Raw genomic sequence first — 22,587 nt, forward strand, 5'->3', positions numbered from 1 at the left:
TATCTGCTGACCACCCCGCCATCAGCAGGCCTTGGTCAACATTCAGACCATCACCACACTCATTTGTAACCCCGTGTTACAGGGAGCGGGGCGCGACTTGACCGACCGGGTTGGGCTGGCACAATGACGCCTCTTTTTTTTCTGCCCAGGAATGGGCACCTTGCCGAGCCCCGTTATGCCGACTCACGCCTCTTCCCTGCCGCGCCGCCAGGTGCTTTGTTTCAGTGCCGCCTTGATCCTGCCGCTGCTCCTGCTGGTCTGCCTGCCCTGGCAACCGTTCATGAGCCAGGCCCTGCACTCGGACTGGCTCTGGTGGCCCTACGCCCTCACCCGCATGGTGGATGTGCCTGGCATCGGCGTCAGCATCCTGGCGCTGCTGCTGCTGACCCGACACAAGCTGACGCTGAGCCTGCCGGCACTGCTGGCCCTCGGCGGCGCCCTGTTTGCCGTGCTGGCCGGCGACTGGCTCATCAAGAGCCTGATCAAGCATCTGACCGAGGAGCCCCGCCCCTACCTGCTCTGGCTGGAGAGCCAGAACCTGATCCCCGCCATCCAGCAGTTCTACGCCGGCAAGGTGGAGGTGCGCAGCGAACAGGTCCATGCGGCCAGCCAGCTGCTGGCGCTGCCCGAGTGGCTCGCCAACCACTGGCAGGCGGAGGTGAACTACGCCTTCCCCTCCGGCCACAGCATCGCCGCCATGAGCCTGGCCCAGTTCTTCGGCCTGATCTGGCTGGCGCGTGCCCCCGCCGGCGCCTGGTTGCTGCCGCTGTGGGCCATCGGTGTCGGCCTGTCGCGCATGCTGATCGGCATGCACTGGCCGCTGGATGTGCTGGCAAGTGCCCTGCTCGGCAGCCTCACCTCGCTGTTCGCGGTGCGCTGGTGGCTGCGCCGTTACTAACAATGCGCACGACAAAAAAACGGGCACCTGCGGGTGCCCGTTGTTGTTCTCTGCTCTCTGCTCTCTGCTCTCTGCTCTCTGCCATGGTGGCTCAGTTGCTGGCGCTCGCGCCCTGCCACCCCTGCGGGTACTTGTAGCCGACGAAGCGCTTGGCGGCATAGGCCTTGAAGGCGGCCGAGTTGTAGGCCTCTGCCACATCTTTGGCGAAGGGCTTGTCCGCATCGGCACTTTTTACCACCACCCAGTTGATGAAGTCGTAGCTGCGCTCAAGGAACAACCCGGAACTGAAAGGAATGCCGCTTGAGGCGGCAAAATTGCCGTTGATGACCGAGAAGTCCACGTCTTCGCGCGAGCGGGGCAGCTGGGCCGCCTCCAGCAGCACCAGCTTGAGGTTGTGCGGGTTTTGCACCACGTCGAACTCGCTCGCCTTGAGCGGGTTGATCCCCTCCTTGAGGGTCAACCAGCCCAGATCCTGCAGCATCAGCAGCGCCCGCGCCTGATTGGTGGGGTCATTCGGTATGGCCACCGTGCTCCCCTTCTGCACCGCCTTCAGATCTCCCAGCTTGCCGGCATAGAGCCCCATGGGGCCGGTCGGCACCTGGGTGATGGGGGCAAGCGACAGCCCCCGATCCTTGGCAAAGCTCTCCAGATAGGGCTTGTGCTGGAAGCAGTTCACATCGAGCGAGCCGTCGGCCAGCGCGATATTGGGGGTCACATAGTCGGTGAACTCCACCAGTTTGACCTGATAACCCTTGGCTTCGAGCTGCGGCTTGATGGAGTCGGTCACCATGTCGGCAAAATCCCCCACAGTGGTGCCGATGACGATCGCCTGTTTGGCCGGATCGGCGGCCAGCGCGGCCAATGGCAGGGTTCCGGCCAGCAGGGCCAGGGCGGAAAGAGCAAAGAAGGAACGACGCTGCATAAAAACTCCCTGTAAAGATCTCAACGGCTGACTCGATGGCAGAGTCGTGCTTGAATCACCACAACCATCTAGCCATCCAAACGGCTAATTAAGTACACCATAACAGAGCCGTTTCTCTTCGCCAAGCAACAAAACCGGGCAAGGTTTGCCGGATGCTTGCTAACCCCGGCTTTCAACCTTGCTGGGTACCCAAACAAGAAATATTTGATAAACCACACAGTTATTGCTTGACCCCCTCCCCAAGCCGGCCTCAAGTGACTTATTGTGGTCATTCGGTACCATTTTGCGTCAGGGTGCCAGGTTCGCTTTGTCAGGCTCAACCCACGGAATAAATACATACTGGAGGCCCCATCCAGGGGAGGTGGCGACGATGCGATCACCAGACCCTCATGCTCGCAGTTAACAGAGGAGATAGTTTTATTCAGCCAGCCAAGGAGTTGCCGTGATCGATCACGTTGAAATCAAGACAATGCATTTTGACGACTGCAAGCGCTTCTACCAAACCGTGCTCCGCCCACTGCACATGGAACTCAAGTGGGCAGATGACGCCGCTGCCGGTTTTGGTCTGATCGGTCGTGACAAGGTGAGCTTTTTGATCGAGAAATTCGACCGACATACCCCCTGCCATCTTGCCTTCAGCGCCACGACATCAGCACAAGTCGATGCTTTTCACTTGGCAGGCATTCAAGCGGGCTTTCGCTGTAACGGACAACCAGGACCTCGCGTTCACTATTCCCCTGATTATTACGCTGCATTTTTGCTTGACCCGGATGGGAATAATATAGAGGCGGTGGTACACACTTAATTATTATAAATATCTATATTGAGCAGACCTAAATAGCTTAACCAGAAGATAACGTTATAAATAGGGACAAGGAATATGTCAAAAGCGATTCAAGGATTTGAGTATTCAATTAAAGATGCCGAAGAGCTGTTAGCTCATTTCGACGGCATCAATGCCAATCCGCCACCACCCAGCAGTGAAGTTTTAAAACGCGCGGGGCTGGTAATGGCGCTTACTGCTTGGGAAACTTATGTGGAAGATCGGTTGATTGAGGAAATGCATAAAAAGCTAGCCATAGTACAGGGCAGTTACTTGGGTGATTTTATCCTGAAGAAACTACATACAGATTTAAAGTCATTTCATAATCCAACCTCAGATAAAACGAAAAAAATATTTATGGATTATCTTGGGTTTGATGTCACAGAGGGGTGGCGCTGGTCGAACTATGAGCCAGATAAAGCGCGCTCAACACTCAATCAATGGATTAAAAAACGTGGTGAAGCTGCACATCGTTCAAAGCCTATCAGCACGGGTGTACCGGTTCCCCATCTTATAAAACGGGACGAGCTGGAAAAAGTAATCAGATTTATCAGAGACCTGGTCAAGTCTACCGACTGTTATATAAATGAGAAGATTGATCTGCACCACGCTGCAGTTTTGAACGCCAAAACCAGCTTTCAACCTGATTGAGGAGCAAATAAATGGAGTGGTTAGTTGCATTAATTATTTTTGTCGTGATAGGTGCCATTTTTGGAAAGCCATCATCTTGCAGTATCTGTGGCCAGTCTATAAAAAAGACATATTATAAATGGACCATCAGTGGAAAGAAGCAGACTCTTTGCCCTAAATGCAATTCACAGATGGAAAGAAAAATTAGCAAAGAAGCGTTTAATCGCCGCTTTGGTTAATGAACAACCTCTTGTTAGCGGGCCGATATTGAGTGCTTCAATTGACGGCCCATCGTTTAACTGTCACAACATTTACAATTTGAATTACTTTATTTTTGACCTGCTCCGTCCCTGCCGGTAGGTTTATGCCTTATCGACACAGTGCCGTGACTCATATTTTATACGTCACCTTGTCAGTCGCGAACGACATGGAGGGTTCGCTAACTCACCAGCAGGGAGCACGACCACCCCCTATTCAAGGAGTATTCATGACCCCCAAACAACATCTGCTCGCCAAGGCCATCTTTATCCTTGCCACTCTGTTCTCCCTGGCCATGATCGCCTTCGTCGCCTGGGCCGTAGTCACGGTCAGTCCGCTCCACCCGGCTGACATGGCGCCGTCGCAGAGTCTCAGTCTTGGCCTGGCAACCGCCATCGCCCTGTTTGTGCTCGCCTTCAACTATGTGGCTTATCGCGGGCTCACCGAACAGGTGACCGCCTTCAAGGTGGTCTTCTGGTGCTTCGTCGCCCTGCAGTTGTTCGCCTTTCCGATCGGTACCGTCATCGCGCTGACCCTCATCTATCTGTGGAACCAGTCGCGCGCCTCCCTCGCCCGCCCACTCGGTGCCACTGTCTCACTCTGATCCGGGAGAGTATCCATGCTGACCACCACGAACACCGGCCTGCTGGTCGTCGATATTCAGGGCAAACTGGCCCGTCTGGTCCTGGGGAGCGATGCCCTCATCGCCAATACCGCCAGACTGGTGGCGGGGGCCCGTCTATTGGGCCTGCCGGTTGTCTGGCTGGAGCAGAACCCGGACAAGCTTGGGGCCACCGTGCCCGAGCTGCAGTTGATGCAGGCAGGCGATCTGGTGCTGGCCAAGCACAGCTTCGGCGCCCTGGGGGAACCGGCGCTGGCCGACGCCCTCGCCCGCCAGGGCGTCAGCCACTGGCTGGTGTGCGGCATCGAGGCCCATATCTGCGTCTACCAGACGGTGCTGGGGCTGCTGGACGCGGGCAGCCAGGTGTCGCTGGTGGTGGATGCGGTGTCATCGCGCAGCGCCGCCAACCGGGAGCTCGCCATCCACAAGCTGGCGGCGCACGGGGCCGAACTCACCTCGATGGAGATGTGCCTCTACGAGCTGCTGGGCGATTGCCGCCATCCGGCATTTCGATCCATTCTGGCGTTGATCAAATAGCCCTCCTGCCAGCCATCCGGCGTTTCGTATCATATTGCTGCCGCTGATCAAATAGCCTCCCCTGCCGGCCAGCTACGTCATCCCACCCGGCGCCATTGGCGCCGTGTGGCTTGCCTGCAGTGCCCCCTGTTTTCATCGCAGCGGCGCTCCCGCCAGCGCGAAGATTTCCCCCATCCTGCGCAGATCTGCCCCGCCTCTCTCACACCGGTAACGGCCCGTCAGACGTTAACAAACGGTTACTAATCAATTGATATAAAAAGATAAATATCAATAGCATCAAACTGAGAAAAGTTCTCAATACAGCACAGAAAAGGATTCACAGGAACCCCCACATGGTCTGTCGATTATTTGTTGTGAGATTTCTTTGAGCCTTATCTCAGAATGAAAATGAGTGCTTTTTGACTCTGTTTTTCCCATGTATAGATGCCAGTCGCACCCAGGACGGTGCGATATAAGATGGAGTTTATTAATGAGAAAAACATCGTTAGCGTTGGCAATCTCGGCCCTGCTCTCGGCCCTGCCCATCGCTTCAGTTCAGGCGAGTGAGAGTTGCACCCCATTGACCGGCAAGGAAATCGGCCTCGATACCGGCCGCAGCAGTGCCGAGCGCTGCCTGCCCGGCATCAACCCGCTGCAGGATCAGCAGTGGCACCTGCTCAACAGCGGCCAGAATGCCTTCAGCCCCCGCGGCGGCGTGGCAGGCAACGACCTCAACCTCTGGTGGGCACACCGTACCGGCGTGCAGGGTCAGGGCATCAACGTGGCCGTGGTGGATGACGGCCTGGCCATCGCCCACCCGGACCTGGCCGACAACGTACGCCCCGGCTCGAAGAACGTGGTGACCGGCAGCAGCGACCCCACCCCGACCGATCCAGACAGTGCCCATGGCACCTCGGTCTCCGGCCTGATCGGGGCGGTCGACAACCGCATCGGCACCCTGGGGGTGGCCCCTCGCGTCCAGCTGCAGGGGTTCAACCTGCTGGACGAGCGCAGCAAGCAGCTGCAGAAAGACTGGCTCTATGCGCTGGGCGGCAGCCCCGCCACCGCCGACAACCGGGTCTTCAACCAGAGCTACGGCATGAGTCTGGTGGATCCGCAAAGCGCCAGCGGGCTGGATCAGGTACAGCTCGATCGCCTGTTCGAGCAGCAGACCCAGCAGGCGCAGGGCGCGGCCTATATCAAGGCGGCAGGCAACGGCTTCAACCGCATCGCCGCGGGCGACTACATGTTCAGCCGTACTGGCGTCCTGCCCAAGCTGCCGTTCGAGAACAGCAACATAGACCCCTCCAACAGCAACTTCTGGAACCTGGTGGTGAGCGCCATCAACGCCGATGGAGTGCGTTCCTCCTACTCCAGCGTCGGCAGCAACGTCTTCCTGAGCGCCCCCGGCGGGGAGTACGGTACCGATGCGCCGGCCATGGTGACCACGGATCTGCCCGGCTGCGACATGGGCTACAACCGCACCGACGATCCCAGCACCAACCGGCTGCACAACAACCCGCAGCTGGATGCCACCTGTGACTACAACGGCGTGATGAACGGCACCTCGTCGGCCACCCCCAACACCTCGGGCGCCATGGCGCTGCTGATGTCCGCCTACCCGGATCTGTCGGTGCGGGATCTGCGCGATCTGCTGGCCCGCAACGCCACCCGCATCGATGCCGGCCAGCAGCCGGTTCAGGTCAGCTATACCGCCGCCAACGGTCAACCCCGCCAGGTCACCGGCCTGGAAGGGTGGGAGCGCAACGCCGCCGGCCTCTGGTACAGCCCCACCTATGGCTTTGGTCTCATCGACGTGAACAAGACCCTGGCCGCCGCCGCCAACCACACCCCGCTGCCGCAGCTGGTACAGTTGCCGGCTCAGAAGGTGACTGTGCCGCGCAGTGAAGGGAGCATCGCGGATGTGGGCAGCAGTGCCACCCGCTCCAGCACCCAGGTGGCGCAGGCCTTGACCGTGGAAGCGGTCCAGGTCACGGTGAGCCTGGATCATCAGCGCCTGCCCGACCTGCTGATCGAGCTGGTCTCCCCCTCCGGTACCCGCAGCGTGCTGCTCAACCCCAACAACAGCCTGGTGGGGCAATCCCTCGACCGGCAGCAGCTGGGTTATGTGCGCACCAAGGGGCTGCGCGACATGCGCATGCTCTCCCACAAATTTTATGGCGAAGCGGCCCAGGGCGAGTGGCGACTGGAGGTGACCGACGTCTCCAACAGCAGCCGCCAGCTGACTCTGGTTGACCTCAACACCAACCGCCGCAGCACCCTGACCGAGCGCAACAACAGCCAGCCGGGTCAACTGCTCAACTGGTCCCTGCGGGTGATCGGCCACGATGCCGCCCGCTCATGATCACAAGGAGTCTCAAGATGAAACACAGCTTACTCGGCCTGGCTCTGGCCGGCCTCCTGGCCTCGGCCGGCGTGCACGCCGCCGATGAATCGGTGGTGATCGACGGCAAGCAGTACCGCACCATAGAGGTGAACGGTCAGACCTACCTCACCCCGGACAACGGCAGCAAGCAGCGGGTCGCCCGCAGCGCAGACGGCAAGGCGCCCCGGCAAACCCTGCGCAGCGGCGACGTGCTGCTGCAAGGGGTAGCCAGCCCTGAGCTCACCGCCAGCGGCACCCTGCTGGTGGAAGCCGATGACAACCAGGCCAGCGCGTTGGCCAGCCGGCACGGCCTGCGCTTCAAGCAGAGCAGCGGCGGCATCGCCCTGCTGGAGGCCAAGCCTGGCACCGACCTGAACGCCGTCGCCACGGCGCTCAAGCAGGAGGGGGTCAAGGTGCAGATTGAGCTCGCCGGGGCCCTCAAACGGCCCAAGTAAACCGCTCCGGGCCACTGCTCGGACGTTTTGGCTTATCTTCGAGGGGGCCGCCGGCCCCCTCGCGTATTGCCCGCGGCCAGCGTCATTGGCCATCAGGCCACTCGTTTTTCCCATCTCCCCTGCCCTTTTCCCCTCTTGCCACCCTTGGCTTGACGCCGTCTTTCGATGCGACCTTGCTCACAACTCGGCACCCTTGCTCCCGCCGGCACATTTCTCGCTCCCCCGGGGCAAGGCGGCCATCGCCCAGCTTGTTAACCTGCCTGCAGCCAAACGCCGGCCCACGGGCCCGTTCGGCCTTCCTTGCGATATCCAATGGCAGCCGCCAGCAGAGCGGTCCAGCCCGGGCGGATGCCTTACGCCCGGTGTCGATATCTCCTTTTTATTTTTATTCAGACAGTTACGAGGACGTCTTCATGTCTATCACCACAAAATTGAAAGCGGTTTCACTGGGTGTCAGCCTGGCGCTGGCCGGCCTGCTGGTCGGTTGCAACCAGAATGACTCGGATCCCCTGATCAAGGACGATGCCTATTACCGCGGCCAGGCCGAGGCCATGGTGGCCAGGCTGACCCTGAGCGAGAAGCTGGACCTGCTCTCCGGCCCCGGTTACGGCAGTGCCAACGGCGCCATCAACGTCAAACAGGACGTGCCCGGCGTGGCGGGTTACATCAACGGCGTGCTGCGCAGCGCGGACGGCATCGACATTCCGGCCCTCAAACTGGCGGACGGGCCGGCCGGGGTGCGGATCAACGCCAACCGCGACGGTGACAGCGCCAGCTACTACGCTACCGCCTGGCCCATCGGCTCGCTGCTCGCCTCCAGCTGGGACGTCAAGCTGGTCAAGGCCGTCGGCGAAGCCATGGGGGACGAGGTGCGCCAGTACGGGGTCGACATCCTGCTGGCCCCGGGCATGAACATCCAGCGCAACCCGCTCAATGGCCGCAACTTCGAGTACTACTCGGAAGATCCCCTGCTCACCGGCAAAATCGGCGCTGCCATGGTCAACGGGGTGGAGAGCAACGGGGTGGGCACCACCATCAAGCACTACTTCGGCAACAACTCCGAGACCAACCGCAACCAGATCAACGACATCGGCGAACCGAGAACCTTCCGCGAGATCTATCTGCGCGGCTTCCAGATAGCGGTAGACGAGGCCCAGCCCTGGGCGGTGATGACCTCCTACAACAAGGTCAACGGCACCTATGTCAACGAGCGCAGGGATGCGGTAACCGACCTGCTGCGCGGCGAGTGGAAGTTCGACGGCCTGGTGATGTCCGACTGGTTTGCCGGAGATGTGGCCAACAACGCCTACAAGCAGGTGCTGGCGGGACAAGATTTGATCGAGCCGGGCAACGTCAAGGAGCAGTTGCAGCAATCCATCGAGCAGGGCGATCTCGACGAGGCCAAGGTGAACGAGGCCGCCATCCACATCCTGACCCAGGTGATGAAGAGCCCCTCCTACAACCAGCTGGCCATCAGCAACAGCCCGGATCTGACCGCCCACTCCAAACTGGCCCGTCAGGCCGGCGCCGAGAGCATGGTGCTGCTGCGCAACGAGGCCGCGGCCTTGCCGTTGGCTACAAGCAGCAGCCTGGCCAGTTTTGGCATCAACCAGATCAACACCTACAAGGGCGGCACCGGCAGCGGGGATGTGAACGCCGCCAGCACCGCCACCATCGCGCAGGGACTGGCAGCACGCTTCCCGGTCAACGAGGCGTTGCAGAGCTACTACCGCGATTTTTACGAGAACAACAAGGTCTATCACGAGGGGCAATTTGGCGCCAAAGGCTACTACACCTGCGCCGAGGCGCCGATTAGCGGCGAGCTGGCAGCCCTGATCGCCAATGCGGCCGCCACCCAGCAAGCCGCCGTCATCAGCATCGGCCGCCAGGCCGGGGAAGGGGCGGATCGCAGCAGCGGCAAGGGAGACTATCTGCTCGGTGATGACGAACGTGCCCTCATCGACGCGGTGAGCAGCGCCTTCCACACCCAGGGCAAGAAGGTGGTGGTGGTGCTCAACGTCAACGGCGTCATCGACACCGCCCAATGGGGCGACAAGGTGGATGGCATCCTGCTGGCCTACATGGCCGGCCAGGAGACCGGCCATGCGGTGGCGGACGTGCTCTCCGGCGCGGTCAACCCGAGCGGCAAGCTGGCCCAGAGCTTCCCGCACAGCTACGCCAGCGTGCCCTCCGCCGGCACCTTCCCGGGTGAGGACACCGACGGAGATGGCGAACCGGACGATCTCTACTACAACGAGGGGATCTACGTGGGCTATCGCTACTACAGCACCTTCGAGCAGGCGGTCTCCTACCCGTTCGGCTTCGGTCTCTCCTACACCAGCTTCAGCTACACCAGCCCCGCTATCGCCAGCAATACCCTGGCGGACGGCAGCGCCGGTAACCTGGTGCTGACCGCCACCATCACCAACACCGGCGCCGTGGCAGGCAAGGAGGCGGCCCAGGTCTATGTGAGCGCCCCCGAGGTCAAGCTGAAGAAACCGCTCATCGAGCTCAAGGCCTTTGCCAAGACGGCGCAGCTGGCACCGGGGGCCAGCGAACAGCTGAGCTTCACCATTCCGGCCAGCATCCTTGCCAGCTTCGATGAAGCCAGCAACCAGTGGATCGTGGAGCCGGGTCGCTACAGCGCCTACATCAGCCCCTCGTCGGATGTCTTTGCCAGCACGCCGGTCAGCTTCACGGTGAGCAAGGAGATAGTGGTGAGCAACACCACGCCAGGGGCTCTGGCACTGCCGGCCGGGGTGGATCCCGCCAGCGTCACCACCGTCACTCGCTAACAGGGGCAGGCACGGCCGGGCACCCAGCCCGGCCGTGCCTGACTGTTGCCCAGCAGAAACCTGACCACGGGACCGGCCTTGCACCGGTCCCGTTCTTATTGGCGGGCGTTGCGATAGGCCAGCGGCGTCATTCGGGTGTTGGCCTTGAAAAAGCGATTGAAGGCGCTCTGGGACGAGAAGCCGACCCGATCGCTGATGTCCTGCAGCGGTTGATCCCCCTCACCCAGCAAGCGGCAGGCTTCGCTCACCCTCGCGTCCCTCAGCAGGGTGGAGAAGCTGCTCCCCTCCCCCTGCAATTTGCGATTGAGGGTCCAGCGGCTGACATTCATGGCCGCGCACACCTCCTTGAGCAGGCTCTCGTCGCTCTCCAGCTCCCCTTCCCGGATCTTGTGGCGGATCCGCTCCCCCACCAGACAGGCAAAGGGGGCCCGCTCGGCGATGTCGGCGCAGATCTGCGCCAGCTGGGCCAGTTGCAGATGCCCCAGCGGCTCGTTGTAGCAGTGGCTGGGGCAGTCGAGTTGGGCGTTGTCTATGGTCAGGGTGTTTTCCCCCTGCTCCCAGCGGCAGCGGGCTCCAAAGAACTGGTCCAGCAGTTGATGGCGTGGTGGCGGCAGTCCCGTGAAACCCACCGAGACCCGGGGATCCGCCAGATAGACCCGCAAAATCCGGTAGAGGATGATGAAGTTGGGGATGGCCTGACTCGCCCCCAGGCTGGCAGGCCCCTGATTGACATACAGGTATTGGCTGGCCTGCGCACCCCGCCGCACCCGCAGCTCGTCACAACTGCCGATGATGGGACGATAGGCCAGCAGCACCTCGAGCGCCGCCCGCGGCGAGGGCTGATTCAGGCACAGGCTGATGAGCGGCGGATAGTGCTGGTAGAGCTGGCCGATGTCGTAGGAGAGGATGGTTTCGTGAAAACTGGCCAGATAGGGCTGCATCAGTTGCAGCATCCGGTAGTGGCTGTGGGCCGGTAGCCGGCCCTGTTCCCGCTCGATGTCGAACGACGTGAGGCCGCCCGCCATCAGAATGGCATCGGGATCGCCCCCCTGCTGCTGGCAGGCTCCCAGCATTCGTCTGATCACCTGGTTTGATACGCTCTGTGACATCTGCCGTCCTGGCCTCCGTGCTGACAGGAAACTGCTCGTGCTCCCCCGGCCCGCCACTGCCGGCAGGCCTGCCACCCCGTGCTGCGGGCTGGCGGGACCATTATGGGGCGGTTGCAAAGCGAGCAGATGTAACGGAGTGTAAAAGCACGCGCCAGCGCGCCATTTTGGGCACATCTGGCCGTCATATCGGACCAGTTGCGTCAGGTTCGGTCATGAAAAATGGCGCCCGTGGGCGCCATTTTGATGGGGGCAGTGCAGCCTGCGTCAGCTCGCCTTGTGCTGCTCGGCCAGATAGAGCCAGGTGTCGACCACGGTATCCGGGTTGAGGGACACAGAATCTATGCCCTGCTCGACCAGCCAGGCGGCGAAGTCCGGGTGATCGGACGGCCCCTGGCCGCAGATCCCCACGTACTTGCCCGCCTTGCGGGCGGCGGCAATGGCCATCGCCAGCAGCGCTTTGACCGCCTCGTTGCGCTCGTCGAACAGGTGGGCGATAAGGCCCGAGTCCCTGTCCAGTCCAAGCGTCAGCTGGGTCATGTCGTTGGAGCCGATGGAGAAGCCGTCCACGTGCTCGAGGAACTTGTCTGCCAGCAGGGCGTTGCTCGGGATCTCGCACATCATGATCACCTTGAGCCCCCGCTCGCCACGGCGCAGACCGTTCTCACCGAGGATGTCGATCACCTGCTCCGCCTCGCCCACGGTGCGCACGAAGGGGATCATCACCTCGACGTTGGTCAGCCCCATGACATCGCGCACCCGCTTGATCGCCTCGCACTCGAGGGCAAAACAGGGACGGAAGCTGTCGGCGATGTAGCGCGACGCACCACGGAAACCGATCATCGGGTTCTCTTCATGAGGCTCGTAGCCGCGGCCGCCCACCAGGTTGGCGTACTCGTTGGACTTGAAGTCAGACATCCGCACGATCACCCGCTCCGGCCAGAAGGCGGCGGCCAGGGTGGCGATCCCCTCGGTCAGCTTGGCGACATAGAACTCACGCGGGCTCTCGTAGCCGGCGATCATCTTGCCGATGGTGGCCTTGAGCTCGGGGCTCTGGCTGTCGAACTCCAGCAGCGCCTTGGGGTGCACCCCGATCATCCGGTTGATGATGAACTCCAGGCGAGCCAGCCCGACACCGGCGTTCGGCAGCTGGGCGAAGTCGAACGCCCTGTCCGGGTTGCCAACGTTCATCATGATCTTGATGGGCAGGCGCGGCATGTTGCCCACCTCGGTCACCGCCACGTCGAAGTCGAGTTCGCCGTCGTAGATGAAACCGGTATCCCCTTCCGCACAGGAAACGGTAATGAGTTGACCCGGTTCGATGCGCTTGGTGGCATCACCGCAACCCACCACCGCCGGAATGCCCAGTTCGCGGGCGATGATGGCGGCGTGACAGGTACGCCCGCCACGGTTGGTGACGATGGCGGAGGCCCGCTTCATGATGGGCTCCCAGTCCGGGTCGGTCATGTCGGTGACCAGCACGTCGCCGGGCTGCACTTCGTCCATCTGGCTGATGGAGGAGATGACCCGCGCCGGGCCCGCGCCGATCTTGTGGCCGATGGCGCGCCCCTCGATCAGCACCTTGCCCGCTTGCTTGAGGGCAAAACGCTCGAGGGTGTTGGCCTCCTGGCGGCTGCGCACGGTTTCCGGACGCGCCTGGACGATGTAGAGCTTGCCATCCTGCCCATCCTTGGCCCACTCGATGTCCATCGGGCGGCCGTAGTGCTGCTCGATGATGAGGGCCTGCTTGGCCAGCTCCATCACCTCGGCATCCGTGATGCAGAAGCGGCTGCGCTCGGCCTCATCGGTATCGACGATCTGCACCTGGCGGCCATGGCTGGCATCGCCGGAATAGGTCATCTTGATGAGCTTGGAGCCGAGGGTCTTGCGCACCACCGCCGGGCGTCCTGCCTTGAGGGTCGGTTTGTGCACGTAGAACTCGTCGGGGTTGACCGCCCCCTGCACCACCATCTCGCCAAGGCCCTGGGCACCGGTGATGAACACCACGTCGTTGAAGCCCGACTCGGTATCCAGGGTGAACATGACGCCGGAGGCGGCGAGATCCGAGCGCACCATGCGCTGTACCCCGGCCGACAGGGCGACCCCCTTGTGGTCATAGCCCTGATGCACCCGATAGGAGATGGCGCGATCGTTGAACAGTGAAGCAAACACATGCTTGACGGCAATCATGACGGCGTCGATGCCGCGCACGTTGAGGAAGGTCTCCTGCTGGCCGGCAAAGGAGGCATCCGGCATGTCCTCGGCAGTGGCGGAGGAGCGCACCGCAAAGGAAGCGTCAAGCCCGCCGCTGAGCTGGTCGTAGGCAACCCGGATCGCCTGCTCCAGCTCGCTCTGGAACGGGGCCTCGATCACCCAGTCACGGATCTGCTGGCCAGCCCGGTTGAGGGCGGCGATGTCGTCCACATCCAGGCTGTCGAGCAGATCGTGGATCTTGCCGTTGAGGCCGCTTGACTCCAGAAACTCGTTAAACGCAAAGGCGGTGGTGGCAAACCCGCCCGGCACGGAAACTCCGGCACCAGAGAGGTTGCTGATCATCTCGCCAAGGGATGCATTCTTGCCGCCAACTCGTTCTACATCCTGCATTCCGAGTTGCTCGTACCAGAGTACGTACTGTTGCACTTGCATGTCTCCAGGTTGGTGGGCACTGTGCCGCCATGGCACCTTGTGCGCCAGTTTATGTGCGTTATTGTCTGTTTCTACTGTTGCCAACGACCATGAAAACGTTTTCTACTTATTGTCAAAAAAATCCCCGAGCAAGATTTGGGGATGGTCGAATGACACAGACATTCTACAATGCCAACACAAAAAGGTAACGACTCAGGTTTGCAAGCCACTTCACAACTTGGGCACGGCAGACCGGTTGACAAAAACGATATGGTTTCGAGAGATACTTCTTGCCAGTCAGCTCGCCGACCCCCTCACAGGAGCCCCCAGTGCACACCGTATTCTATGTTTCAGACGGCACCGCCATCACAGCCGAAGTGTTCGGCCATGCCGTGTTGAGCCAGTTTCCGCTGGCCTTCGAGCAGATCACCATCCCCTTTGTCGAAACCCTGGAGAAGGCGCGCCAGGTACGGATGCGCATCGACGAGCAGTTCCGCCAGACCGGGGTTCGCCCCATTCTGTTCCACACCATCGTCGATCATCAGGTGCGCGAGGAGGTGCTCAAGGCCCAGGCCAGCAGCCACGACTTTCTCAACACCTTCGTCAGCCCGCTGGAGCACGAGCTCGGGGTGAAGGCCGAGCCCAGGCTGCACCGCACCCACGGCATGGAGAACCGCAAGCTCTATGACGACCGTATCGAGGCGGTCAACTTCGCGCTGGCCAACGACGATGGCATCACCACCAAGGAGTATGAGGAGGCCGACATCATCCTGATCGGGGTCTCCCGCTGCGGCAAAACGCCGACCAGCCTCTACCTGGCGCTGCAGTTCGGCATTCGCGCCGCCAACTACCCCTTCATCGAGCAGGACATGGGGGTTCTGGATCTGCCGGCCGCCCTCAAGGCCAATCGCCACAAGCTGTTCGGCCTCACCATCGCCCCCCAGCGACTGCACGAGATCCGCAACCAGCGCCGCGCCAACAGCCGCTACTCCTCGCTGGAACAGTGCGAACAGGAGCTGGCCTGCGTCGAGCGGCTGTTTCGCCAGGAGGCGATCCGCTTCCTCGACACCAGCTCCCACTCGGTGGAGGAGATCAGCGCCAAGATCCTCGAGGCCACCGGCCTGCGCCGTCAGCTTTATTGAGCAACGCCGCGCGCCGGCAAGCTGGCGATACGGCAAACGACCATAAAAAAGCGCCGGATACATCTGTATCCGGCGCTTGTGGACTGAACCTCAACGGGGCTGGGAGCCCGGGCGGTTCAGCTCTCTGTTGTTCATCAGCATGGCGTAGAAGTTGAGCACACCGTGACGCCGCCGTACCCGTTCAGTCAGCCAGAGGGCCGGCAGCAGGCCGATGACACCGGCGATCAACAAGACAGCCCGCAGGTGCATCACCAGATAGTCATCACCCTGTACGGCCCACACCAGCAGGCATCCCGCCGCCATGGTCAGCAGCAGGGGCGAAAGCCACACGGTCAGCCACAGCGCGACGGCCAGCAAACTGCCAATAATACGTTGCATGAAGCGCATCCTTGTTGCACGGGAGGTTTCATAAAACAGGAAATGCTAGAAGAGTCAACCGAGCAGCATTCGATTGCTCGCAATACAACCAAACACTTCCCTGCCAGCTTCATCGCTCCCTAAAAACCTGCCTTTCGCCGAAAAAACCAGCGAATGATGAGGAAAACAGGTGCATCCGCGATGGATTATCACTATTCTGCTTCCGTTGGTAGTCGCCATAAAAAACAGAAAGCGACCAGCTGTAACGAAATAAATACGGATTTCGTCACGTTTCAGGCACGCTTTGCCGTGCACGGTCACATTGAGTGACCCGACGGACGAGATGACAGACGAATGACTTCAGAAGACGTAAGGAAGGAAGAATGGATCTTCAACAAAACGGCGAGGAGCTGAAGCGCGGTTTGAAAAACCGCCATATCCAGCTCATCGCGCTGGGCGGCGCCATCGGCACCGGCCTGTTTCTCGGCATTGCCCAGACCATCAAGATGGCGGGCCCCTCCGTGCTGCTTGGCTATGCCATCGGCGGTTTTATCGCCTTCCTGATCATGCGCCAGCTGGGCGAGATGGTGGTGGAAGAGCCGGTAGCCGGCTCCTTCAGCCACTTCGCCTACAAATACTGGGGTGACTTCGCCGGTTTTGCCTCCGGCTGGAACTACTGGGTGCTCTATGTGCTGGTGAGCATGGCCGAGCTGACTGCGGTGGGCATTTATGTCCAGTACTGGTGGCCCGAGATCCCGACCTGGATGTCGGCGGCCTTCTTCTTCGTGCTGATCAACGCCATCAACCTCTCCAACGTCAAGGCGTTTGGCGAGATGGAGTTCTGGTTCGCCATCATCAAGGTGGTGGCCATCATCGGCATGATTGGCTTTGGCGGCTACCTGCTGGCCAGCGGCAACGGCGGCCCGGACGCCAGCGTCAGCAACCTGTGGGCCCAAGGCGGCTTCTTCCCCAACGGCATCAGCGGTCTGGTGATGGCGATGGCGGTGATCATGTTCTCGTTCGGCGGGCTCGAGCTGGTCGGCATCACGGCCGCCGAGGCCGACAATCCCGAGAAGAGCATCCCCAAGGCCACCAATCAGGTGATCTACCGGATCCTCATCTTCTACATCGGCGCCCTCGCCGTGCTGATGTCCCTCTACCCCTGGGGCAAGGTGGTTGAAGGCGGCAGTCCCTTCGTCATGATCTTCCACGCACTGGACAGCAATCTGGTGGCCACCGTACTCAACATGGTGGTACTGACCGCAGCGCTGTCGGTTTACAACAGCTGTGTCTACTGCAACAGCCGCATGCTGTTTGGTCTGGCCAAGCAGGGCAACGGCCCGCGCAGCCTGCTCAAGACCAACAAGAGCGGTGTGCCTGTGGTGGCCATCTCCGTCTCTGCCGCGGCAACCCTGCTGTGCGTACTCATCAACTACCTGATGCCGGGCAAGGCGTTCGAGCTGTTGATGGCGCTGGTAGTCTCCGCCCTGGTCATCAACTGGGCCATGATAAGCCTGGCGCACCTGAAGTTTCGCAAGAGCAAGCAAGCCGAAGGCGTGGTTCCCAAGTTCAAGGCGTTCTGGTACCCGTTCGGCAATTACCTCTGCCTCGCCTTCATGGCCGGCATCCTGGTCATCATGTACCTGACCCCGGGCATCCAGATCTCGGTACTGCTCATCCCAGTCTGGATCATAGTGCTGGCTATCGGCTATCAGTTCAAGCAGAAGCGCCAGGCTCGCGTCGCGGCCAACCTGGGCTGATGGCATCAACTTCATCGCCCCTCAAAAGCCGGTCACTGACCGGCTTTTTTCTAGCCGGCGCTCCCTCCGCGAACCAACATCCATATCGGCCCCCCCCTCTTCACCTATGCAGATGACACCATACGCCGATGGCCCAAGGCCAGGGTCAGCCTCAAGCGCGGGCCGCCACATCCCGACAAAGTCTGTCAGCAAGAAGGCTTCTCCCTGAAAGCAACAAGCCCGAGACACTGGGCTCGGGCTTGGAGACGACAAGGGGCGAAAGCCGCTGGATTATTCCAGCAGGAAGACGGCTTCCACGTTGTCGGTAATGCTGATCTGCTGCTGTTGATAGCTGTTTTCCATCATGTCGGCGGCGGGCGACATGGCGGCAGCCTTGAGGGCCCGGCTGTAGATCGGCATGGGGGTATTGTTGCGATATTCGACGCTGTAAACCTTGCCGAGCTTCATGCCAAATGCCTTGGCCAGCGACTCTGCCTTGCTTCTGGCATCCTCAACCGCACCGAGGCGAGCCTGTTCTTTCATGGCTTGCGGTGTCTTTAGGCCGTATTCAATCTGGGAAACGGACTCCAGCCCGGCCTTGAGCGCGGTGTCCATCAGCTCGCTCAGCTTGTCGAGTTGATAGAGCTTGACCGCCAGCTGGCGCTGAGCACGATAACCCACCAGTTCCGGCTTCTTGTTCTGCGGATACTGATACTCCGGAGAGATCACCAGATTGCCCGCCTCAACGTCAGTGCGCTTGATGCCCAGCCCTTCGAGCTGACCAAAGAAGGCGGCGACCTTGCCATCCACCTGCTGTTTGGCCTTGATGCCCTGCTTCTCCAGCGCTGTCACGGAGACATTCAGGGTCAGCATGTCGGGCTCTGCTTTTTGCTCGGCATAGCCGCTCACCACCAGATGGGGAGCCTGCGGCACTTCGATGGCAAACAGGGGAGCACTGACCACCAGAGCGGACAGGGTAAGAAGGGGACGCCACATAAAAAAGACCTCAATCTATTGGAGTGAGGTCATTATGCCCGTCGCCGAATGGGATTCATATATCGTGCAACGGCGGGATCTGATCCAGTACCTGATTGGTCATGTCGATATTAATGCTGATCTCACTGCCAGCCGCCTCCGGGTGGCCAGCCGTTACGGGGGAGGCACTGCGGGAGCTGAGCAGCACATCATCATCAAAGTGGAAGGAGTCCCACGACAGAACGTGTCCGGCAAGCGGGGTAACCGGGTCTGCCATGGTATCCACCGTCAGAGGGGCGCAGTCGATGTTGTCGGAATGACCGAGCAGATCCTGCAGGCTGATATCGCTCAGACTTTGCAGCGTATACTCCTGCTCCCCCTGCTCATGGCCAACCAGCACAATCATATGAGGTGGCTGCTCACCCTGGGCCGGCGTGAAGGAAATTGTTGCTGCAGCAAAGTCCACATTCAGTGAACCCGCCACCTCGCCATCATCGCTCTCCAGATCCAGCGCATCAATCCGATCACCCGCCATCGTGGCGTGATAGCCAAACTGGCCGGTACAGGTAATGCTGCCCTGCCCGTCCCAGCTATAGCGAATGCCATCGATATCGATCCAATTAAATGACTGCATGGTGACCCTCTCCTGTACTGCCGCTATCTTAGCCGCCCCCTCAGTCAAAAAACAGGGGCCAGGCATGGCCCGGCCCCGTTCACTGGTTACGGATCAACCTTGAGGTTGCCGTCATCCAGCAGTTGCTTGATGATGTCGTGGTTGGTTGTGAGCCCTCCGTTTTGATCCAGATCCAGGTTGCCCTGGAACTGGACGGTCAATTGAGAGCCGCCACTCGCCGATCCGTTCGTGTCTATGGTCAGCTTGTTGGTCGTGGTGTCGAACTGCAGATAGTTGTTGAGCACCGTGGCCAGATCATTGTTGTTGAACCCCGAGGGGACACCGACCAGCAGATCCGACAGATCCAGCACATCCCCCCCGTTGGACGGGTTGCCCAGCGTGAAGTCGGTAATGGTGTCGGTACTGCCATCCGCATCGCCAGCAATCCACTTGAAGGTATCGCTGCCAGCGCCCCCCGTCATGGTGTCGCTGCCCAGACCACCGATCAACAGATCGTTGCCATCTCCTCCTTGCAATATGTCGTTGCCAATTCCGCCGATCAGGGTGTCATTGCCGGATTCCCCATAAAGGGTATCGTTGCCGCTGCCACCATCCAGCACATCATTGCCCGACCCGCCAACCAGGGTGTCTTTGCCTCCCATCCCGTACAGCAGATCATCACCATCACCACCCGACAGGATGTTGTCCAGGCTGTTGCCCGTGATGCTGTCTCCAAAGTCGGACCCGATGGCGTGCCCTTGCGTACTGGTCAGGGTCACATTCACCGCGCTGGCGGAGTCTTCGTAGTCCACGGTAAAGGGGGCATCCGGCAGCAGGCTCAGACCGATGTTGCTGTGAACGGCATCGCCATCGCCATCCGTCAGTGTGACCGGCAACTGCAAGTTGACCGGGATACCCGGGGTCGCCACGCTGGAGCCAAAGTCGCCAATCTTGAAATCGCTCCCTGCGGCATAGTGGAACTCCAGGCTGTTGTAACCATCTGCGGTATACGCCGCCAGTTTGGTATTGGAGATCACCCCGGCAACTGTCGCGACATAAGCCACGCCAGCGGTCGGGTCGTCATCGGTAAAGTTGACCGTGAAGCTGTGGCCTCCCACCGAGACAACCTGGGTCATTCCGGCTCCGATACTGACGATCCTGGTTGAACCGTTGTAGCTGATTGCCACGGCCGTCAGCGACTCCTTGTTGCCATCGCCAATATCGTTGTCATTGTCCACATCCTGACGGGCAACCAGTTTTACACTGGAGCTGTTATTGATCGCCGTAAACAACGCAGAAGCACCATTCACGTCGTAATGAGCCTCAAAGGCATGGGTCTGGTTGGCAAGAACACCGTAGGAGCCACCACTGACCGGGTTGCCGGTCAGATCGATGACAAAGTCTATCCGCATCGCCTCACCCGACCCGACGGATGAACCGCCACTGATCCCCCCCGTGTTGGCAGAGGTGTTGACGGTACCGCCATCCACACCATTGGTCATCGCCGTCAGCAGCAGATCCTTGCTGTTGTCATTCGCTGCCGTATTAAAACCGGCCCAGGACGCATTGCCGCCAACGAAGTTGTAACCCCCTCCGTTGAAGTCGATGGTGGTTTGCCCGCCGTCCACTTCGCCAGTCATCTGGATCTGATAAGTCCCGGATGCAGGTTGCAGGGTGGCAATAAACACGGTGCCGGCTGCCGTTGTAGCGGTCAGGGTGATACCATCCGACGACAAGACATAGGTGATGGGCAAGCCACCCGAGGTCAGGCCACTGCTGCCATTCAGACTGCTGTCAAAGCGGATCGAACCACCATCAGCCCCGTAGTTGTTCAACAGCGAGCCATCGCCATCCAGCAGGAAGGTCTCAGTAAGCCCGGACTGGTTCAGCATGACTCCCATTGCGGGCGTCATGACAAGAGGCACATCATCTTCAACCTGCACGATGAAATCCCGCACCAGAGTCACATTGTCCGGTCCTTCATGGGCAGTGATCGCGCTGGAGAGGTTCAACGCCTTCAGTTCCAGATCATTGCCATCAGCCTGAGCATGATCTATCGGCCCCTGCAGGGTGAAGGTGTAATCACCATCCGCCTCCACCGCCAGCGTAAAGATCGGTTTGCTGCCGGCCATGGCCACCAGGGTATCCACCCCGACACCATGGACGATGCTGTAGGTGATCGGCACACCACCTGAGGTCAACGCCGGCAAGCCGGCTGTGCTGCCAACACCGAAACTGACGCCGGCACTGTCAATCACCATATGGGCCAGTGAGCCGCCCACGGTAGTCAGGGACGGGTCGTTGCCGGGCAGGCCGGTGGGCAAGCCATCCTCAAATACGGAGGCCGTGATCGGTGTGGTATCCAGCACCAGTATCTTCAGCAAGGCGCTGGAGGTGTCACCATCTGCATCCACTATGGTGTAGGTAAAGGTCTCCAACGTATCCACTGCTACATCATTGGGCGGTGTGTAGGAGTAGGAGCCGTCGGCATTGACCACCAACTGGCCACCCAGAGGCGTAGTCATGGGACCCGTTGTTCCTCCTTGCACCAGGAAGGTCACGACATTGCCATTGATGCTGTCGGCAACCCCCACATACGCAGCCGGATTGCTGACGGTGAAGCTGACCTCGAACACGGTTGCGGGGGCATCCGCGCCAGCACTGTCCACGCCGGCAGTCGCATCCACATCCGTGATCACATTGCCAGTGGCAGGAGGCGGCACAGTCGCCTGCAAAGTGGCATCCAGGTCATAGATATTGTTGACCAGCGTCACCGCATCCCCGTTGTCCTCCACCAGTCCCAGCTGGGCGATCGCCGAGGCATTGCCGCTCACGTTCAGACCAACGGCGTAAACTTCAACGTTGTTGTTGTTCACAAAGCTGGTCCATCCGGCGGGGACATTGCCTTCATTGGGCGCGCCATCCGACAGGAAATAGACCTTGGTTTCATACCCGGCCAAGGCTGGGTTTGCCAAATCCGTTGTCAGTTGATTCTGCGCCAGTACCAGGGGGGCGTTGTAGTTGGTACCACCGCCATCCGTCGGCAAACCGGAAATGCTGGCCTTGGCCACATCAGGATCACTGGTTTGCGGGATCAGGACTGCACCACTGGCAAAATCAATGACCGTAATGACCAATGGAACCCCAAGCGCCACATACGAGTCGATCATGTGGTTCAGGGCATCCTTGGCCAGTTCCAGACGGTTTGGCGAGCCATTTGACGTCGTACCTATCTGCCACAACATGCTGCCCGAGGTATCGATCACCATGACGAGATTGAAAGGCGGCAACCCAGCCTCGGTAATGACGATGCTGTTGTCCTTGGCTGTCGGCACATCGTCCTCAAAGTTGATGTTACCGCCCAGGTCCGCACTCACCGTCCCGGTCGCGGTGTCGTTGTCGCCATCCACCACCGTCACGGTCGCACTCAGCAGCACCTTGCCATTGGCCAGGCTGATGAGGTTGTTGTCGTTGCTGTTGTCCACGTCCTCCGGCAGATGGTCCAGCTCCGCCGACTGCGTCAGCGTCACCGTGCCATTGCTCGCCACGCTGATGCGGAATACCTCCCCGTCCGTGGTCGAGCCCACGATGTCGTTGCCCACCTTGGTCAGGGTGATGGCCAGCCCGTTGCTGGTCAGCCCGCTGTTGCTGTCGGTCACGCTCAGGCTGTAGCCGCTCACCGTGGTGGTGCCCGCACCGTCCGCCCCATAGTTCGGCACCGCCGC

At 60.3% G+C, this 22,587-nt stretch carries 18 protein-coding genes; 11 read left to right on the top strand and 7 right to left on the bottom strand.

Annotated elements, in window-relative coordinates:
- Window positions 1-151 precede the first annotated feature (151 nt).
- Window positions 152-898 carry a phosphatase PAP2 family protein gene (locus AB5Y95_RS11215; protein WP_017783042.1) on the top strand — a complete coding sequence of 249 codons (747 nt, stop codon included), beginning with the start codon at window positions 152-154 and terminating at the stop codon, window positions 896-898.
- A gap of 91 nt (window positions 899-989) precedes the next feature.
- Here the strand turns inward: AB5Y95_RS11215 and AB5Y95_RS11220 are convergent, their stop codons facing one another.
- Window positions 990-1,820 carry a MetQ/NlpA family ABC transporter substrate-binding protein gene (locus AB5Y95_RS11220; RefSeq protein WP_017786700.1) on the bottom strand — a complete coding sequence of 277 codons (831 nt, stop codon included), beginning with the start codon at window positions 1,818-1,820 and terminating at the stop codon, window positions 990-992.
- Window positions 1,821-2,262: 442 nt separating this feature from the next.
- Between AB5Y95_RS11220 and AB5Y95_RS11225 the strand changes: the two genes are divergently transcribed.
- The 8 genes from AB5Y95_RS11225 (at window position 2,263) to AB5Y95_RS11260 (ending at window position 10,305) form a co-directional block, all read left to right on the top strand.
- On the top strand, window positions 2,263-2,625 hold the full coding sequence (locus tag AB5Y95_RS11225; protein ID WP_019840460.1) for a VOC family protein: 363 nt from the start codon (window positions 2,263-2,265) through the stop codon (window positions 2,623-2,625).
- A gap of 75 nt (window positions 2,626-2,700) precedes the next feature.
- Entirely contained in the window at window positions 2,701-3,294 is a 594-nt protein-coding gene (locus tag AB5Y95_RS11230; protein WP_019840461.1) for a HEPN domain-containing protein, read from the top strand.
- Window positions 3,295-3,305: 11 nt separating this feature from the next.
- Window positions 3,306-3,512: a hypothetical protein gene (locus AB5Y95_RS11235; RefSeq protein ID WP_081013134.1), complete on the top strand. Its 207-nt coding sequence runs from the start codon at window positions 3,306-3,308 to the stop codon at window positions 3,510-3,512.
- Window positions 3,513-3,760: 248 nt separating this feature from the next.
- The gene (locus AB5Y95_RS11240; protein ID WP_054544569.1) at window positions 3,761-4,135 is read left to right on the top strand and encodes a hypothetical protein; all 375 of its coding nucleotides are present in this window, start codon (window positions 3,761-3,763) and stop codon (window positions 4,133-4,135) included.
- A gap of 15 nt (window positions 4,136-4,150) precedes the next feature.
- A complete protein-coding gene (locus AB5Y95_RS11245) occupies window positions 4,151-4,690 on the top strand; it encodes an isochorismatase family protein (protein WP_368161039.1) in 540 nt (179 codons plus the stop codon).
- Window positions 4,691-5,159: 469 nt separating this feature from the next.
- The gene (locus tag AB5Y95_RS11250) at window positions 5,160-7,034 is read left to right on the top strand and encodes a S8 family serine peptidase (protein ID WP_368161041.1); all 1,875 of its coding nucleotides are present in this window, start codon (window positions 5,160-5,162) and stop codon (window positions 7,032-7,034) included.
- Window positions 7,035-7,051: 17 nt separating this feature from the next.
- Entirely contained in the window at window positions 7,052-7,510 is a 459-nt protein-coding gene (locus AB5Y95_RS11255) for a hypothetical protein (RefSeq protein ID WP_017764168.1), read from the top strand.
- Window positions 7,511-7,923: 413 nt separating this feature from the next.
- Window positions 7,924-10,305: a beta-glucosidase gene (locus tag AB5Y95_RS11260; RefSeq protein ID WP_368161043.1), complete on the top strand. Its 2,382-nt coding sequence runs from the start codon at window positions 7,924-7,926 to the stop codon at window positions 10,303-10,305.
- Window positions 10,306-10,400: 95 nt separating this feature from the next.
- Here AB5Y95_RS11260 and AB5Y95_RS11265 read toward each other — a convergent pair whose 3' ends face one another.
- Both AB5Y95_RS11265 and ppsA read right to left on the bottom strand, forming a co-directional pair.
- Window positions 10,401-11,378, bottom strand: coding sequence for an AraC family transcriptional regulator (locus AB5Y95_RS11265; protein ID WP_211051876.1), 978 nt, complete (start codon window positions 11,376-11,378; stop codon window positions 10,401-10,403).
- 300 nt (window positions 11,379-11,678) lie between these two features.
- Entirely contained in the window at window positions 11,679-14,057 is a 2,379-nt protein-coding gene (gene ppsA, locus AB5Y95_RS11270) for a phosphoenolpyruvate synthase (RefSeq protein ID WP_368161045.1), read from the bottom strand.
- A 308-nt stretch (window positions 14,058-14,365) separates the two neighbouring features.
- On the opposite strand from ppsA, the gene AB5Y95_RS11275 reads away from it, so the two are divergent.
- Complete coding sequence (locus tag AB5Y95_RS11275) at window positions 14,366-15,178, top strand: pyruvate, water dikinase regulatory protein (RefSeq protein WP_005302533.1); 813 nt, start codon at window positions 14,366-14,368, stop codon at window positions 15,176-15,178.
- Between the two features lie 90 nt (window positions 15,179-15,268).
- On the opposite strand, the gene AB5Y95_RS11280 is transcribed toward AB5Y95_RS11275, so the two are convergent.
- Window positions 15,269-15,556 carry a hypothetical protein gene (locus AB5Y95_RS11280; protein ID WP_368161046.1) on the bottom strand — a complete coding sequence of 96 codons (288 nt, stop codon included), beginning with the start codon at window positions 15,554-15,556 and terminating at the stop codon, window positions 15,269-15,271.
- Between the two features lie 362 nt (window positions 15,557-15,918).
- Here AB5Y95_RS11280 and AB5Y95_RS11285 point away from each other — a divergent pair, with 362 nt between their 5' ends.
- Window positions 15,919-17,295 carry an amino acid permease gene (locus AB5Y95_RS11285; protein WP_010633582.1) on the top strand — a complete coding sequence of 459 codons (1,377 nt, stop codon included), beginning with the start codon at window positions 15,919-15,921 and terminating at the stop codon, window positions 17,293-17,295.
- A 270-nt stretch (window positions 17,296-17,565) separates the two neighbouring features.
- Here AB5Y95_RS11285 and AB5Y95_RS11290 read toward each other — a convergent pair whose 3' ends face one another.
- The 3 genes from AB5Y95_RS11290 to AB5Y95_RS11300 all read right to left on the bottom strand — a co-directional run bounded on the left by AB5Y95_RS11290 (window position 17,566) and on the right by AB5Y95_RS11300 (window position 22,542).
- A complete protein-coding gene (locus tag AB5Y95_RS11290) occupies window positions 17,566-18,270 on the bottom strand; it encodes an SIMPL domain-containing protein (RefSeq protein WP_017783052.1) in 705 nt (234 codons plus the stop codon).
- A 55-nt stretch (window positions 18,271-18,325) separates the two neighbouring features.
- Window positions 18,326-18,883, bottom strand: coding sequence for a hypothetical protein (locus AB5Y95_RS11295; RefSeq protein ID WP_206220331.1), 558 nt, complete (start codon window positions 18,881-18,883; stop codon window positions 18,326-18,328).
- Window positions 18,884-18,969: 86 nt separating this feature from the next.
- Window positions 18,970-22,542 (bottom strand): type I secretion C-terminal target domain-containing protein, encoded by a 3,573-nt coding sequence (locus AB5Y95_RS11300; protein ID WP_368161048.1) that lies wholly within the window; start codon window positions 22,540-22,542, stop codon window positions 18,970-18,972.
- Window positions 22,543-22,587: the final 45 nt, after the last annotated feature.

This window comes from Aeromonas sp. R5-3 (genome assembly GCF_040908225.1).
Taxonomy (GTDB): domain Bacteria; phylum Pseudomonadota; class Gammaproteobacteria; order Enterobacterales; family Aeromonadaceae; genus Aeromonas; species Aeromonas dhakensis.

Coding starts and splice junctions, on each gene's coding strand:
- AB5Y95_RS11215 (WP_017783042.1), top strand. CDS start 152: ATGGGCACCTTGCCGAGCCCCGTTATGCCGACTCACGCCTCTTCCCTG.
- AB5Y95_RS11220 (WP_017786700.1), bottom strand. CDS start 1,820: ATGCAGCGTCGTTCCTTCTTTGCTCTTTCCGCCCTGGCCCTGCTGGCC.
- AB5Y95_RS11230 (WP_019840461.1), top strand. CDS start 2,701: ATGTCAAAAGCGATTCAAGGATTTGAGTATTCAATTAAAGATGCCGAA.
- AB5Y95_RS11235 (WP_081013134.1), top strand. CDS start 3,306: ATGGAGTGGTTAGTTGCATTAATTATTTTTGTCGTGATAGGTGCCATT.
- AB5Y95_RS11240 (WP_054544569.1), top strand. CDS start 3,761: ATGACCCCCAAACAACATCTGCTCGCCAAGGCCATCTTTATCCTTGCC.
- AB5Y95_RS11245 (WP_368161039.1), top strand. CDS start 4,151: ATGCTGACCACCACGAACACCGGCCTGCTGGTCGTCGATATTCAGGGC.
- AB5Y95_RS11250 (WP_368161041.1), top strand. CDS start 5,160: ATGAGAAAAACATCGTTAGCGTTGGCAATCTCGGCCCTGCTCTCGGCC.
- AB5Y95_RS11255 (WP_017764168.1), top strand. CDS start 7,052: ATGAAACACAGCTTACTCGGCCTGGCTCTGGCCGGCCTCCTGGCCTCG.
- AB5Y95_RS11260 (WP_368161043.1), top strand. CDS start 7,924: ATGTCTATCACCACAAAATTGAAAGCGGTTTCACTGGGTGTCAGCCTG.
- AB5Y95_RS11265 (WP_211051876.1), bottom strand. CDS start 11,378: ATGCTGGGAGCCTGCCAGCAGCAGGGGGGCGATCCCGATGCCATTCTG.
- ppsA (WP_368161045.1), bottom strand. CDS start 14,057: ATGCAAGTGCAACAGTACGTACTCTGGTACGAGCAACTCGGAATGCAG.
- AB5Y95_RS11280 (WP_368161046.1), bottom strand. CDS start 15,556: ATGCAACGTATTATTGGCAGTTTGCTGGCCGTCGCGCTGTGGCTGACC.
- AB5Y95_RS11285 (WP_010633582.1), top strand. CDS start 15,919: ATGGATCTTCAACAAAACGGCGAGGAGCTGAAGCGCGGTTTGAAAAAC.
- AB5Y95_RS11290 (WP_017783052.1), bottom strand. CDS start 18,270: ATGTGGCGTCCCCTTCTTACCCTGTCCGCTCTGGTGGTCAGTGCTCCC.
- AB5Y95_RS11295 (WP_206220331.1), bottom strand. CDS start 18,883: ATGCAGTCATTTAATTGGATCGATATCGATGGCATTCGCTATAGCTGG.